The sequence below is a fragment of the Plantactinospora endophytica genome (assembly GCF_016862915.1).
Classification (GTDB): Bacteria; Actinomycetota; Actinomycetes; order Mycobacteriales; family Micromonosporaceae; genus Plantactinospora; species Plantactinospora endophytica.
This window is the reverse complement of the sequence record NZ_BONW01000013.1, coordinates 509,852-525,997: the sequence shown is the minus strand read 5'-3', so window position 1 is coordinate 525,997 and position 16,146 is coordinate 509,852. Positions and strand designations below refer to the sequence as shown.

The 16,146-nt window shown below is 70.0% G+C and carries 9 protein-coding genes; 4 read left to right on the top strand and 5 right to left on the bottom strand.

The window, feature by feature from the left end; genetic code table 11:
* Positions 1-79 precede the first annotated feature (79 nt).
* The 5 genes from Pen02_RS15240 to Pen02_RS15220 form a co-directional block, all read right to left on the bottom strand.
* A complete protein-coding gene (locus Pen02_RS15240) occupies positions 80-634 on the bottom strand; it encodes a GTP-binding protein (protein ID WP_203866653.1) in 555 nt (184 codons plus the stop codon).
* Positions 635-650: 16 nt separating this feature from the next.
* Positions 651-1,016, bottom strand: coding sequence for a DUF742 domain-containing protein (locus Pen02_RS15235; protein WP_203866652.1), 366 nt, complete (start codon positions 1,014-1,016; stop codon positions 651-653).
* Positions 1,006-1,443, bottom strand: coding sequence for a roadblock/LC7 domain-containing protein (locus Pen02_RS15230; protein ID WP_239140716.1), 438 nt, complete (start codon positions 1,441-1,443; stop codon positions 1,006-1,008). The genes Pen02_RS15235 and Pen02_RS15230 overlap by 11 nt, the downstream gene beginning before the upstream one ends.
* Entirely contained in the window at positions 1,440-3,857 is a 2,418-nt protein-coding gene (locus Pen02_RS15225; protein WP_203866651.1) for a sensor histidine kinase, read from the bottom strand. The genes Pen02_RS15230 and Pen02_RS15225 overlap by 4 nt, the downstream gene beginning before the upstream one ends.
* Positions 3,858-4,616: 759 nt before the next feature.
* Positions 4,617-5,033, bottom strand: coding sequence for a VOC family protein (locus Pen02_RS15220; protein WP_203866650.1), 417 nt, complete (start codon positions 5,031-5,033; stop codon positions 4,617-4,619).
* Between the two features lie 129 nt (positions 5,034-5,162).
* On the opposite strand from Pen02_RS15220, the gene Pen02_RS15215 reads away from it, so the two are divergent.
* From Pen02_RS15215 to Pen02_RS15200, 4 genes are all read left to right on the top strand, one after another.
* A complete protein-coding gene (locus Pen02_RS15215; protein ID WP_239140714.1) occupies positions 5,163-6,116 on the top strand; it encodes a nucleoside hydrolase in 954 nt (317 codons plus the stop codon).
* 1,381 nt (positions 6,117-7,497) lie between these two features.
* The gene (locus Pen02_RS15210; protein ID WP_377473684.1) at positions 7,498-10,641 is read left to right on the top strand and encodes an OmpL47-type beta-barrel domain-containing protein; all 3,144 of its coding nucleotides are present in this window, start codon (positions 7,498-7,500) and stop codon (positions 10,639-10,641) included.
* Positions 10,642-10,713: 72 nt separating this feature from the next.
* Entirely contained in the window at positions 10,714-11,952 is a 1,239-nt protein-coding gene (locus tag Pen02_RS15205; protein ID WP_203866648.1) for a multicopper oxidase domain-containing protein, read from the top strand.
* A 200-nt stretch (positions 11,953-12,152) separates the two neighbouring features.
* Entirely contained in the window at positions 12,153-16,112 is a 3,960-nt protein-coding gene (locus tag Pen02_RS15200) for a ThuA domain-containing protein (protein WP_239140713.1), read from the top strand.
* Positions 16,113-16,146 lie beyond the last annotated feature (34 nt).

Below are 16,146 nucleotides of genomic sequence, written 5' to 3'. Positions count from 1 at the left end.
CGCACCGACGCCGCACCCCCGGTCCACCGGCCCGGGCGGCCGATCCGGCGCACCGCCCAGGCAGGTCGAGCCGGTCGAATCAGTTGGACACCGGCATCCGGGCGAGCGCGTGCCGGACCAGTCCGATCAGCGCCTTCTTGCTGGACTCCCGGTCCCGGGCATCGCACCAGAGCAGCGGCACCTCGTCGTCGAGCTTCAACGCGGCCCGGATCTCCGCCTCGGTGTAGAGGCACTCGCCGAAGAACCGGTTGACGGCGGCGACGAACGGAATCCCCCGCCGCTCGAAGTAGTCGACGGCCGGGAAACTCGTGTCCAGCCGCCGGGTGTCGATCAGGACTACCGCGCCGACCGCGCCCTGGGCCAGCTCGTCCCAGATGAACCAGAACCGGTCCTGCCCGGGTGTGCCGAACAGGTAGAGCACCACGTCGGAGGTGATGGTGATCCGTCCGAAGTCGAGCGCGACGGTCGTCCGCGTCTTGCCCTCCACCCCCGTGACGTCGTCCACGCCGACGCTGGCCTGGGTCAACACCTCCTCGGTGGTCAGCGGCGGAATCTCGCTTACGGCGCCGACCAGGGTGGTCTTGCCCGTACCGAAGCCGCCCGCCACGACGACCTTGACCGACTTGCGATCCACGTTGCAGTCCCTTTGCCTAAAGCCTCTCGAGGCCAGCGAGAACCGTTTCCAAAATGCGCCGATCCGCGATCTTCTGCTGTGCCGGCGCGCCGACGCGCACGTAGCCCTGTTCGAGCAGCACGTCCACCATCACCTTCGTAATGGTGAGCGGTCGGTGCAGATAGGCCCCGATCTCGGCGATCGATATCCAGCGGGCGCAGCGGTCGATTATCTCCCGGTACTCCAGCTCCAGTCGGCTCGGGTCGACCGGCAGTGCGATGACCTGGGTGGCCAGGTCGAGGTTCGTGTTGCGCGGGCTCGTCCGCCCGTTGACGAGGATGTACAGCGGCACTAACCGCCCGGCCTGCGCCTCGTCGTCACCGTCCCACACGTCATACGCCATAACCCCTGCCCTGCTGACCATTGGCGGCCGTCGCGGTTCGGCGTACCTCGGCGCCGAGGTGCTCACCGATCCGGGTTACCAGCCGGCTCATCTCGTACGCGACCGTTCCCATGTCGACGGTCTGTTCACAGAGTACGGCCAGCCGCGCGTTCTGGCCGGCTGCGGCGACGAACAGGGTCCGGCCGTCGTACTCGATGATGACCTGCAGCACCTGCCCGCTCTCGAACCGCCGGCCCATCCCGGCGGCCACGCTGTGCAGCGACGAGGCACCGGCGGCCAGCAGCTCCGCCGCGTCCTGCGCCAGCGAGGTGGATTTCTGGACGATCAGCCCGTCGGTCGACAGGACGACGGCGTAGACAACGTCGGGAACCTCTACTAGCTCGTCCAGCATCCAGGTGAGGTCATTCCCGGAGGTCGAGTTGGTCACGCTTTTCCGCCTTGGTTGTCGCTGGTTGACGCTTCCTCGTTGCCATCTGTCTTACCGGCGGCCCACGCCCGCTGGTACCGCGTGAACCGGTCCCGGGCCTCCTCGGGTGTCCTCGCCGTGCCGGCCGCCGGTGTGGCGGTGCCCGTAGCAGGGGTGTCGTCCCGCAGTTCGGGCGCGATGTGCTGCTGCGGTTGCCGGTTCGGCAGCGGTGGGCGGGAGGGTCGCGGCGGAGCCACCCCGGCGTCGGCCGCACGGGGAGCGGAGGCTTCCGGTGTTGTGCCGGCGCTGCCGTTGACCTGACGCTCTCGCTTCATCTCGCCCGCCCGATCGGGTCGTCGGCTCTCGGCCGTCCGAGGGTCGCGGCGTACCTGGGCCGCCCCGTTCGTGACCGTACCGACTCCGCCGCCATGACCGCCGCCCGCGGGGCGTGGAATCCGGTGACCGGTGCCGGCCCGGCCCGGCACCGCACCGGCCATCGCCGGCAGGTGGAGAAGCTCGGGATCGGTCCGGTCCGAGCCGGAACCGGCGGCCTCGGGGGTGATCAGCCGGTCGGGCAGCAGCACGATGGCGAGCAGCCCGCCGTAGGCGGAGGTACGGAGACTCACCTGGATGCCGTCGCGCTTGGCGAGCTCGGCGACGACGTGCAGACCCACCTGCGCGCCGTCCTTCAGCGCCGCCACGTCCGGGGTGGGTGCCGTCGCCAGCAGTTCGTTGGCGGTCTGTAGCGCCTCGGAGTTCATCCCGACGCCGCCGTCCTCGATCTCGATCGCGACGCCGTGCTTGACCTCGTTGCAGGTCACCCAGACCGTCGTCTTCGGCGGGGAGAACGCCAGCGCGTTGTCCAGCAGCTCGGCCAGCAGGTGGATGGTGCCGGCGACGGCGCGGCCGGCCAGCGCCACGTCGGGCGCACCACGCAGGGTGATCCGTTGGTACTGCTGGGCCTCCGCGAACGCGGCCAGCAGCACCCGGCGTACCGGAACGGGGTTCTGGAACCGGCGGCCGATCTGGCCACCGGCGAGGATGACCAGGTTTTCCAGGAACCGTCGGGTCTGGGTGAGCTGGTGGTTGATGTCGAAGAGTTCGGTCAGCAGCTTCTCGTCGCCGACCCGGTCCTGCAGTTCCTCGATCACCTTCAGGCCGCGCTGGAGTGGACGCTGCGGACGACGGGCCACGCCCATCAGCATGGCGATACCGGCGGCCCGGGTCTTCGCCTCGTCGACCGCGGCTGCCGCCGCCGCCTTCAGGGACCGGTTGATGACCTCCGCGACCTGGCCGATCTCGTCACTGCCGTAGTCCCGGCCGGGCAGTTCGACCGCGAGGTCGACCTTCTCCCGGCGCCGCAGCCGCGCCATCATGGCCGGAAGACGCTCGTCCACGATCGCGGCGGCGTCCTGGCCGAGTCGGGCCAGCCGGACGGAGAGGGCCTGGTCCACCAGGATGCGTGACTGGCGGAGCGCCCACAGGATCGCGGCGACCGCGATCGACAGTGCGAGGAGACTACCGAGCGACGCGGTCAGAAGTTGGTTGTTACCGGTGTGCAGCGCCTTTGCCGAGACCCCGTCGGCCTGTAGCACGGCCAGGCTGATCAGCTCGTCGGAGACCTGCCGGGTGATGGTCTCCCAGCGGGTCCGGTTGACCGGAATTCCCCGGGGTACGCCGTCGTCCCAGGCGCCGGCCCCGATCAGGGCGTTCTCCGCGGCGACGAGCTGTTTCCACGGCGCACCGGCGGTGATGCTCTCGTAGCGTGCCCGCGCGGCCGGTTCCAGGTGCGGCGCGACGTTGGTGAGCGCGGCACGGTAGGCGCCGACCAGGGCGGTGAACTCCAGGTGTTCCTGCTCGTTGAGCGAGCGGGAGCTGAACGCACTGTCGATCGTCGAGCCGGCCCGGGACATCTGGTCGCTGACCCGGAACGCCTCCGTCGCCGCGATGCCACCCAGGCTCGCCTCGACGTCGGGCACCACCCGGGACTGGGTGTCGAAGAGGATGGTCGCGGCCGACAGGAGACCGTTGTAGAAGTCGTAGACCCGGGAGCCGCTGGCCGCCCTGGAGTCGATCGTCGGACGCAGGTTCGGCAGCTCGTCCAACTGGTCCGTCAACGCCTGCCAGCGGGTGGTGATGGACTGCGGCGCGTTGGACAGTGCCGCGTTCGCGGCGCTACGCAGCGCGATCAGCCGCTCGTCGGTCTCCTTGCGCTGGTCGGCCAGCGCCTTCAGGTCCCTCGACGACTCGGCGAGGTAGGCCACGCTCAGCCGGCGCTCGTGCTGGAGCGACGCCAGCGCCGGAACCGCCGGGATCGACACGTCACGGACGCTGTTGGCGACCGCGCGGTTGTAGAAACCCTGAAAAACAAGGTATCCCGAGGCGACGAGCCAGATGACGAGGGCGACGACACTGGGAATGAGCACCAGCCTCATCACGCGTCGTCTGATCGACTGCTGCCGACCACGCCGCCGACTCGTCGTCGACTGACGCTGCGCTTCCGAATCAGGTTGCCTGCTCGCGCCGTCGGCTTGCTTGTCCGCCAACTTCGATCCAATCGTGGGCAGCCCGGAAGAATTCAGCGGCAAGGCACAGGAGGCCGTTGCCGATGTGTGCGCAACCCTACCAATCTGTCCGGTCTCGCACTAGCCGTCCCGTCCAGATACCGAAACAGCCGATCGTCGCGTCCCTGGAGTCGATGCCGCCCACGCCAATCCGGCGACGTCGGCAAGCCACTCCATTGTGGACCTGTCTGACCGGTGGCGCTGTTCGTTCCGGTGCACGGGCGGCATAACGCCTCGGAGCGGCGCCGCACGGTCTCAGTCGTGATGTTCTCGTTCGGAACTACCGCGGTCGGCGGCGGAATCCGGGGCCGGGCTGTCTGGGATCCGGAATGCCACCATCGCCGAGGGAGGAGGTTACACGCCACCCCACGGCGGCTCCAGACCGCACCGCACCGATCTCGTAACCGCTGCCCGGACCGGCTGCCACGGCGTCCGGTAATCCGCGCGGGTGGTAGCCGTGGAATCAAGGCATTCGGCGCCGGATGCCGTGGGACGAAAACCTCCGGCGCCTCGCTTCGGAATTGTGCCGAGGTCGGGGATCGGCCGACATCGACCGAGGTGGTCCGGCGGCTGTCCCCGCCGCACCTGGACGGCCTCGACGTCGACAGCGCTCGGTAGTCGCGGTGCGGCTCAGCGCAGTTCCTGGATCCGGATCAGGTTGCCGGCCGGGTCGCGGACCGCGCAGTCGCGTACCCCGTACGGCTGCTCGGTCGGCTCCTGGACGACCTCGGCGCCGCTGCCGTCGGCCTGCAACCGCTCGAAGGTGCCGTCCAGGTCGGCGGTGGCCAGGGTGATGCCGGCGTAAGTGCCCTTGGCCATCATCTCGGTGATGGTGCGGCGCTCGTCGGCGGTGATGCCGGGGTCGGCGGCCGGCGGCTCCAGCACCAGGGACGTACCGGGCTGGTCGGCCGGACCGACCCTGATCCACCGCATCCCGTCGTAGCCGACGTCGTCGCGGACCTCGAAGCCGAGGGTGTCGCGGTAGAAGGCCAGGGAGGCGTCCGGGTCGACGTGCGGCAGGAAGCTGGCGTGGATGGTGATGTCCATGCAAGCCACGCTAGGTGCGGCACGGACGCCGGTGCTTCTCGATTCCTGACCGGTCCGGCCGGCCTGTGACGACTGCTGCCGTACCGTGGGACGACCGCTGTCGCGGACCTCGGAGAAGGGTGGTGTTCCTTGGCTACGCCGATGATCCTCGACTGCGACCCGGGACACGACGACGCGCTGGCCCTGCTGCTGGCGGCGGCCGACCCCCGGATCGAGCTGCTCGCCATCACCACCGTCGCCGGCAACCAGACCCTGGACAAGACCACGGTGAACGCACGGCGGATCTGCACCATCGCCGGCATCACCGACGTGCCGGTCGCCGCCGGCTGCGCCGCGCCGCTCGTCGGCGAACTGCGGGTGGCGCCGGAGATCCACGGGGCGAGCGGACTCGACGGCCCGACCCTGGGCGAGCCGACGGTCCCCGTCGTCGACGAGCACGCCGTCGCGCTGATCCGCCGGATCCTGCTCGACCATCCGGAACCCGTCACGCTGGTACCCACCGGACCGCTCACCAACATCGCGACGCTGCTGCGGGACCACCCGGAGGTGGCGCCGAGGATCCGCGAGATCGTCTTCATGGGCGGCTCGACGGGGCGCGGCAACGTCACGCCGTACGGTGAGTTCAACGTGGCGGTGGATCCGGAGGCCGCCGATATCGTGCTGCGCTCCGGTCTGCCGGTGACGATGTGCGGGCTGAACATCACGCACCAGGCGCTGGCGACGCGGGACGTCATCGCGCGGTTCCAGCGGCTCGACACCGACCTCGCCCGGTTCTGCGTCGACCTCATGACGTTCTTCGCGACGACGTACGAGACCGTGTTCGGGCTGGCCGACCCGCCGCTGCACGACCCGATCGCGGTCGCCCGGGTGATCGACCCGTCGATCGTCGCCTGTGTGCCGGCACCGGTCGCGGTGGAACTGGCCGGTACGCACACCCGGGGCGCGACAGTGGTCGACCTGCACCACCGCACCGCCGCACCGGACAACGCCAACGTGGCGATGCGGCTGGACGCCGAACCGTTCTGGGACCTGGTGGTCGGCGCCGTCGCACGGTTGGCCCCCACCCCGCCGGTCCCGGGATAGAGGCCCGTCCCGGGTCCTCCCGCACCGGTCCTGCCGGACGAGTCGGCACGGCGAGATGCGGCGGGCAGCGGTCGTCGGCGGCCGGAGGCGGCGGCCCGGGGCCGGGTCAGTCGCCCACGAACACAGATACAGGTGCTGTCCATTCTCGACCTGCGCACAGAGCGCCTCGATCTCCGCCACGGCATCCGCCCCGAGGATCTCCCGGACCTCGTGGGCGGCGAGTTCGCGCCGGAGCCTCGGCGTCTGCCGCGAGTTGAACATGGTGTCCGCGTAGGGCAACAGGCTCCCCAGGAACGGGAACCGCTCCTCGTCTATCCGACCGACCGTCGACGTCCAGGCCAGTTGGCTGGACCCGTGCACCAGGATCTCCCCGGTCTCTCCGCGTACCTGTAGATTGATCATCGTTCCTCCGAGCTTCCGGGACGCGGCACCGACGAAAGCACCCCCGGGGCGACCACCACGGGTTCGCCTCCGCGACCTGAACCGGTCATCAGTCTCGTACCGGTGGACAACTGGCGCAGTTGCGACAGCACGGGTGGGACCGACCCGTCGCGGTCCGACCGGGCGGACAGCTCCGGCGGGATCTCCACCGAAGGCGGCGACCCGCGCCGAGGTGTCCGGCCGACAGGCAGCGCCCAGTCCGCCGGGGTGTCCCAGTCGGTGGCAGTGGTCTGTCCGGTCGGCAGGACAGCCCGCGCAGCGGTCGGTGCCGCCGTCGGCGTCTGCCGCTCGCTCTGACCATCACTGCGGACCCACCCCTAAGCCGTGAATCCGGACTGGACAGATAACTGTCGCATTCGGCCGGTATCGTCGGGGATCTCGTGAGCAAGTGCGGATGAACCAGGCATTACATCGACATCCTTCATCAGGACGGAAGAGGCGACCCGCACGCTCATCCAATCGCTTTTGTCACAACGAACGAAAGTGCGTCCTATCTCTTCGAAAGATCTAGACATGTTGACGCCAAGACGGTTAGTGTCGGACAACATCAACATGTTTCATCGAGGTAACCGGCGGCGCGGTTAGCTCAATCGTCTGAGAGCCACGGCTCGGCCGGGGAGGCCCGTCTCCCCAGGTCGGCGTGCCCGCAGACCGTCCTGGCGGGGCCAGCCCGCGCCAGGCCCGTACCGACGTCGGTCCCGGCCAACCCCCGGGCGAGGCGACCGGCGGCCCCTCCGGTGCGGGTCCGACCTCGTCCGCGTCCACCTACCCCCGATCCGACACCCCCACACGCCAGCCCTGACAGGCCGCCAGCCGCAGCACCGGACCCACCATCGTGGATCACACCGGGGTGCGGTCTGCCGCCATGTCACCCGTCGATCCACGCGAGCCCCCACGGGTCGTCGACGTTCATGCCAGACTCGCGAAAGGTGTGTTCGACATGCCAGCTTTTCCTGTGCGAAGCGGCCCGCCACGGCGTCCGCGGCTGCTCGCCCGGCTCGCCACGGGCCGGTCGGGCCGACCGATGAGGATGCTCGCGGCACTGGCCGTCCTGCTCACCGGCTCGGTGCTCGTCGCCGTACCGGCCGGCGCCCGCCCCGTGGACCCCGAGCCAATCGCACCGATCGGTCTCCGATCGGACCGCCAACTACAGGCCCAGGTGCTCACCTGGACGGCCGGCAACAGTACGCAGTCCTACACCTCCGCGCCCACCACGGCGGTCGCGGGACCGGCAACGCTCATCTTCGAGAACAGCGCCGCGACCGGCAACACCACCGGCATGCAGCACACCCTCACGTTCGACACCGGTAACCCGGAGTACAACAACGACGTCAACGTGAACATCCTGGCCGACCCGTTCGATGCCAACCAGGGCCGGTGGACCGTCGACGTGACGCTGACGCCCGGCACCTACCGGTACTTCTGTGCGATCCCCGGGCACGGGATGATGACCGGCACCTTCGTCGTCACCGGCGGCGGCGAGGACACCACCCCGCCGACGGTCGCCGCGCAGGTCACCGGTGAGCAGGACGAGAACGGCGCCTACGTCGGCTCCGCCACGGTGACCCTGTCGGCCACCGACAGCGGATCGGGCGTCGGCCGGATCGAGTACTCGCTGGACGGCGGGGCGTACGGCACCTACTCCGGCCCGGTCACGGTGAGCGCCTACGGGCAGCACACGGTGACGTACCGGGCCACCGACGTGGCGGGCAACACCTCCCCGGTGGGATCGACCGCCTTCGAGGTGGTGCGGCCGTCGAGTCCGGACACCACCGCACCGACGGTGACCGCCGCCGTCACCGGCGAACAGGACGAGAACGACGCGTACGTCGGCACGGCCACCGTCACGCTGAGCGCCACCGACACCGAGTCCGGCGTCGACAAGGTCGAGTACTCGCTGGACGGCGGGCAGTACGCCACCTACACCGCCCCGGTCACGGTCAGCACCGTCGGCCAGCACACGGTGACCTACCGGGCCACCGACGTCGCCGGCAACACCTCACCGGTGCAGTCGGCCGCCTTCCAGGTGGTCGCGCCGCCGAACCCGGACACCACCGCGCCGACGGTGACCGCCGCCGTCACCGGCGAACAGAACGAGGACGACGAGTACCTCGGCATGGCCACCGTCACGTTGACCGCCAGCGACACCGAGTCCGGCGTCGACAAGGTCGAGTACTCGCTGAACGGCCAGGCGTACGCCACCTACACCGCACCGGTGATGGTGCACCAGCCGGGCCAGCACACGGTCAACTACCGGGCCACCGACAAGGCCGGCAACACCTCGGCACCGCAGTCCGTCGCGTTCGAGGTGGCCGACACGTCCACCCCGGACACCACGGCGCCGACCGTGACCGGCGGGGTCACCGGCGACCGCGACGACAACGGCGGCTACCTCGGGTCGGCCACGGTGACCGTCACCGCCACCGACACCGAGTCGGGCGTCGACAAGATCGAATACTCGCTGGACGGCGGGCAGTACGCCGCCTACACCGCGCCGGTGACCGTCAACCAGGCCGGTGAGCACACGGTCAGCTACCGGGCCACCGACAAGGCCGGCAACACCTCGGCACCGCAGTCCGTCACCTTCCGGGTGGTCGCGCGGCCGGACGACAGCACCCCGCCGACCGCGACCGCCGCCGTCGCCGGCAACCGGGACGGCACCGGGGCGTACGTCGGTGCGGCCACGGTCACCGTCACCGCCACCGACGCCGGATCGGGCGTCGACAAGGTCGAGTACTCGCTCGACGGCCAGCCGTACGCCGCCTACACCGCACCGGTGACCGTCAACCAGCCCGGTGAGCACACCGTCAGCTACCGGGCCACCGACGTCGCCGGCAACACCTCCACCCCCGGATCGGTCTCCTTCCGGGTGGTCCAGCCGCCGGCCGCCGACAACACCGCACCCACGGTGACCGCCGCGATCACCGGGCAGCAGGACGGAAGCTGGGCGTACGTCGGCAGCGCCACCATCGTGCTGACCGCCACCGACACCGGCTCCGGCGTCTTCCGGGTCGAGTACGCCCTCGACGGGCGCGGCTACGTCGTCTACTCCGGCCCGCTGACGGTGAACACCCCGGGTGCACACACGGTCAGCTACCGGGCCACCGACCGGGCCGGCAACGTCTCCGGCACCGCGTCGACCACCTTCACGGTGGTGGAGAGCCGACCGCCGGCACCCGCCTGCCTGGTCACCGACACCCGGCCGACGGTCTGGACCGGCACGCTGGACAGCGGTGTCGCCAACCGGGTCGTCGAGGGCCGCTGCTCGATCAACAACCTGATCGAGGACGAGCGGGCCTGGCCCACCCACGCCGAGTTCGTGGACCACGTCACGGCGATCGCCGAGCGGCTGCACGTCCGCGGCCAGCTCCAGCTCAAGGAGAGGAACGCCCTGGTACGCACGGCCCGCGAGTCCGGCGTCGGCAGGTCCGAAGCACAGCAGGGCTACCAGCCGATCCTCGACCGCACCAACGCCTCGTTCAAGCTGTGGGAGCAGGTCGGCGCGGGCGGCTTCCGGCGCAACGCCGACGGGTCGATCACCAGCCGGTCCGTCGACGGGCTCGGCATGCTCTGGTTCCCGGTCCGCAGCTACGGCGACTTCTCGCTGAAGCTCCAGTGGCGCGACGACGCCCCCGGTGACGGTCGGGCCAACAGCGGCGTCTTCGTCCGCTTCCCGCAGGTGCACCAGCACCCGCAGGAGTCCCGCCCCGAGTGGGTGGCCATCAAGTACGGCCACGAGCTGCAGATCTTCGACCGGACCGACGGCGACCAGTACAAGAGCGGCTCCGTGTACGGGTTCGACCGGGTCGACCTCGACGGCGCGCAGGTCACCCCCAAGGGCACCTGGAACGACTACGAGATCCGGGTCGTCGGCCAGCACTACTCGGTGTTCCGGAACGGCGAGCTGATCAACGAGTACGTGAACGTACCGGGCGCGGTCTTCGACCCGCCGCGGGCGGACGACCCGGGCGGCGCCGGGCGCCAGAACGCGACCGGCTACGTCGGCCTGCAGAACCACGGTGCCAGCGACATCGTCAGTTTCCGCAACGTCAGGGTCGCCCCGCTGCCGCTGACAACCCAGTGACGCCGGCCTCGCACGCCGTCCGGTTCCCGCCCACCAGCGCCATCGGTGCTGGCCGAGCGATTGGATAGCACGTTGGACAAGGAAACGAACGACATCGGCGAGGTCGTACTCTCGCCGACCGCCGGCGGGCCCGAGCCCCGCCCGGTGTCGCGGGGCCGGCTCTTCGGCACCAGCGCCGGCCGGGCCGTACTGGTCGCCGCCGTCATGCTGGTGACCTCCGTCGGCGCGGGCGGGCTGGCCCTGGCCGGCGGTACCACCGCCCGGCCGGCCGAGCGGGCGGTCGAGGCGGCCCTCGCCGCCCGGTCGGCGGAACGCCCGGAGGGCTGTGTCACGCCGGACCGCCGGCTGAACCTGTACGCGGTCGAGCTGCCCAAGGACCCGGTGACCAACCAGGTCCGGCTCGGCTACGGCCTCACTCCGCAGACGGCCTCCTACCCGGGGCCGACGATGGAGATGATCGAGGGCGAGTGCCTGGCGATCACCCTGCACAACCAGGTGCCGGCGGCGACCCTGGAGCAGTTGCGCACCGATCCCGCGCATCCGATCGGCGTCTCGCTGCACGTGCACGGGGTCAAGTACACCCAGATGTCCGACGGCACGACGCACAGCAACTCGTTCGTGCCGCCGGGCGGGTCGCGGACGTACATCTGGTTCGCCAAGCCGCGCACCGCGACCTCGCCGGGCACCGCCGGCTACTGGTGGTACCACGACCACGTGGTCGGCGGGCCGCACGGCACCCAGGGCCTGCGCTCCGGGCTCTTCGGCGGCCTCGTGGTTCGCCGGCAGGGCGACGTACGGCCGGACCGCACCTACGTGACCGCCTTCGGCGACCGGCAGACCATCAACCTGCGGCGCAGCGCGGAGGCGGACACCTGTGACCCGGTGAACCCGGTGCCCGGCCCGACCTGCATCGTCGCCAAGATCGGCGAGCGGGTCGAGTTCATCGTGATCGGCCTCGGCGACGACATGCACACGTTCCACGTGCACGGGCACTCCTGGGCGGACACCCGGACCGGCGTGGTCGAGGGCACCAACCGGGCCCTGATCGACTCGATCCCGGTGATCGACAACAAGACGCTCGGCCCGGGTGACACCTTCGGCGTGCAGTTCGTCGCGGGTGACTCGGTGGGACCGGGCCGCTGGATGCTGCACTGCCACATGCAGTTCCACTCCGACCTGGGCATGTCCACCTGGATGCACGTACTCGACGAGAACGGGCAGATGCCGCCGCACGCCGGCAACCACGCGCCGGCCGCGCCGGCCAAGGGCGCGGCGGCGGCACCGGCCGCCGCGCACACCAACCACCGCTGACCGAGGACATCCCGGCCCACCCGACCCCGACCCCTGCCATCGCCTGAAGGACTTCCCGCACCCCCTCACGGAGGAGAGAAATGGCTCACCGACGCCATCTTTTCCCGCTGTCCCGATCGGTCGGGCGGCATCGCCCCGACCCCGTCGCCCTACCGTCCCCCGCGTTCGATTCCGCTTCCCGGCCCCGGCGGCGCGGCGCCGTGCCGTTCCGCCGCACGGTCGCCCTCGTCTCCGGCGCCGTCCTCACGCTCGGCCTGCTCAGCGCGCCGGTCGCCGCCGCCCCGGACGAGAGCGTCGGCGGAGTCGCGCCGGCCTGGGGCGCCAACGCGGTGAACGTCCTGGTCTTCCACGGCCCGGCGGCGTCCCAGGAGGACCCGGTCACCAGGGCCGTCACCACGATCCGGCAGCTCGGCAACGAGAACGGCTTCAACGTCCACGTCTCCAGCGACCCGACGGTCTTCACCGCCGACAACCTGGACCGCTACCGCAGCGTGGTGTTCCTGTCGGCCAACGGGGTGGTGCTGAACGACGCCCAGGAAGCGGCCTTCCAGGCGTACGTCAAGGGGGGTGGCGGGTTCCTCGGCATCCACGACGCGGCCCGCGCGCAGCCCGGCTCCGAGTGGTTCACCGGTCTGATCGGCACCCGTCCGGCGGCGACCCTGCCGAACGCGGAGGAGATCGAGAGCGTCACCGCCAGCGGCAACAACCCGCCGAACGAGATCGTCGAGAACCTGATCGACGGTGCGACCGGGACGAAGTGGCTGACCCGTACCCCGAGCGGCTGGGTGGTGGCCAAGCTCGCCGCCCCGAAGGCGATCGCGCAGTACGCGCTGACCTCGGCGAACGACTTCGCCGGCCGCGACCCGAGGGACTGGACCCTACAGGGGTCGGCCGACGGCGAGAGCTGGACGGACCTGGACCGCCGGACCGGGGAGACCTTCTCGGGACGGTTCCAGACCAAGCAGTACACCTTCACCAACACCCAGCCGTACCAGTACTACCGGCTGAACATCACCGCGAACAGCGGTGAGCCGCTGATCCAGCTCGCCGAGCTGTGGCTGATCGGCCCGGACGCGGGACCGGCGCCGGAGAGCCGGGTGCAGCAGGCCGTCGTCGACCTGGTCGACCGGCAGCACCCGGCGAACAAGGGCCTGCCGCTGAGCTGGACCCGCTCCGACCAGTGGATGAACTGGGACCCGAGCCCGGTCGGCCGGGTGCACACCGTCGCCCAGGTCAAGGAGAACACCTACCAGGCGGGGCTGGGCGGCAACGGCGCGTTCCACCCGATCTCCTGGTGCCGGGACTACGACGGCGGCCGGTCGTTCTACACCGGGATGGGTCGCACCGAGGCCAGCTACACCACCGACACGCGGTTCCGCAGCCACCTGCTCGGCGCGTTGCAGTGGACGACCGGCGTGGTCCGGGGCGACTGCCAGGCGACCATCGCCGCGAACTACCGGGTCGAGCGGCTGACCACCACCAACCAGTCCGGCCAGCTCGACCAGATCGGTGAGCCGCACGGCCTGACCATCGCCCCCGACGGCAAGGTCTTCTACATCGGCAAGGCCGCCTGCGCCACCGGGCCGGTCGCCGACTGGGCCAACCCGAACGTGGGTCTGGGCTGCGGCACCATCCACCAGTGGGACCCGAAGACCAAGCAGGTCAAGCTGCTGACCACGCTCAAGGTGATGGGCAACCGGGGCAGCGGCAGCGAGCTGGTGAAGAACGAGGAGGGCCTGGTCGGCATCACCCTCGACCCGAAGTTCGCGGAGAACGGCTGGTTCTACGCGTACTGGATGCCGCACGAGTCGATCGACCGGGAACGGCGGGTCGGTCAGCGTACGGTCTCCCGGTTCACCTACGACCACGCACAGCAGACGATCGACCAGGGTACCCGCAAGGACCTGCTGCACTGGGACACCCAGATCCACAGCTGCTGCCACGCCGGTGGCGGGATGGCCTTCGACGAGTCCGGCAACCTCTACATCGGCAGCGGTGACAGCAACTCCTCCGGCGGGTCGAACGGCTACTCCGGGAACAACTGGACCCAGGAGTACGCGGGCATCTCGTTCCAGGACGCCCGGCGTACCTCCGGCAACACGAACGACCTGAACGGCAAGATCCTCCGCATCCACCCCGAGGCGGACGGCACCTACACGATCCCGGACGGCAACCTCTTCACCGGCCAGGAGCAGGGCGGCGGCAAGGCCCGCCCGGAGATCTACGTGATGGGCGTCCGCAACATCGCCCGGATCGCCTGGGACCCGGTCAACGACTGGCTCACCGCCGCGTGGGTCGGCCCGGACGCCGGTGCCCCGGACCCGAACCTCGGTCCGGCAAAGTACGAGACCGCCACCATCATCACCTCGGCGGGCAACCACGGCTGGCCGTACTGCATGGGTAACCGGCAGCCGTACCGGGACCGCAGCAACACCGACGCCAACGTGCTGACCGGCTGGTACGACTGCGACAACCCGAAGAACGAATCGCCGCGCAACACCGGTCTGGTCAACCTGCCGCCGGTGCGGGACAACATGATCTGGTACTCGCCGCAGGGTGGCGGACCGGTCTTCCCGAAGCGGACCGACGGCAGCGGGCTGCCGACGTACAAGGCCGAGGACTCGACCTTCACGCAGCCGTACCTGAGCGGTGGCGGGCAGGCCATCATGGACGGTCCGACCTACCAGCGCGAGAACGTCGACGTGAACAGCGGCGTCGCGTGGCCGGCGTACTGGGACAACAAGTGGTTCATCGGTGACCAGTCGAACGCCAACAACCGGATCGCGGTCACCGTGAACCCGGACACGGTCCGGGAGGCGGGTGCGCCGGCCTTCGCCGAGGACCTGCGCGCCATCATCCCGGGCGGCAACGGCACCACCCAGCTCCAGTCCTGGATGGACGCGAAGTTCGGCCCGGACGGCGCGCTCTACATGCTCGACTACGCGGGCGGCTTCTTCAGCCTGCACCAGAACCAGAAGCTGATCCGGATCACGTACCAGGGCGGGCAGGCCACCCCGAACCCGAGCCTGGCCACGGCCCGGTCGGTGACGCCGAGCCAGCCCCGGACCATCGGGTTCTCCGCCGCGAAGGTCGGCGGGGTGGCCTGGGAGTGGGACTTCGGCGACGGTAGCAAGCTGTCGCACCAGGCCCACCCGACGCACACCTACAAGCGGTACGGCACCTTCCAGGCGACGGTGAAGGTGACCTACGCCGACGGTGAGGTCGTGACCGGCAAGGTCGACGTGACCGCGGGCTGTACCGCCGCCGACGCCCGGCCGACCGTCTGGATGCTGGACAGCGACACCGGGGTGGCCAACCGGCAGACCGGTGGCGGCTGCACCATCAACGACCTGATCGACGACGAGACCACCTGGCCGAACCGGGCCTCGTTCGTCACCCACCTCGACGAGGTGCTGGCCGAACTGACCGCGGCACACGTGATCGACAACCGCGAGACGCGGGCGCTGCGCCAGGCCGGTCGGCAGTCCCCGATCGGCGCCACCAGCGGGTACCAGCCGATCTTCGACGGTTCGGCGAAGTCGCTCGCCGGCTGGCGGCAGGCACCCGGCGGGTCGTTCGGACTCCGGCCCGACGGCTCGATCCGCAGCTCCGGCGGCCTCGGCATGCTGTGGTACGCGGACCAGCAGCTCGCCAACTACTCGATCAGGGTGCAGTTCCGGGACATCTCGCCGGACAACGTGCGGGCCAACAGCGGGATCTTCGTCCGGTTCCCGGACCCGAGGACGCCGCTGGAACAGCGTCCGCCGGGCAGTTGCGGGACGGTCGGATCGGCCCGCAGCTCGCAGGCCTGGGTCGCGATCTACTGCGGTCACGAGATCCAGATCTACGACGGCGAGACCGGCGAGCCGCAGAAGACCGGCTCGGTCTACAACTTCGCGCCGAACACTTTGGACAAGGCCGGCGTGACGCCGAAGAACCAGTGGAACGACTACGAGGTGCGGGTGATCGGCCAGCACTACACCATGGTTCGTAACGGTGTGGTGATCGCCGAGTTCGACAACACGCCCGGCAAGCAGTCGTCCCGTGCGGGCGACCCGCCGACCGACCTCCGCCAGTTCCTGAGTGGTTTCGTCGGGTTGCAGAACCACGGCAACAGCGACGTGATCGAGTTCCGCAACGTCAGGGTCCGACAGCTCTGAGCAATTGGGTGCCGGGTACGGGCGTGTGGCCCGT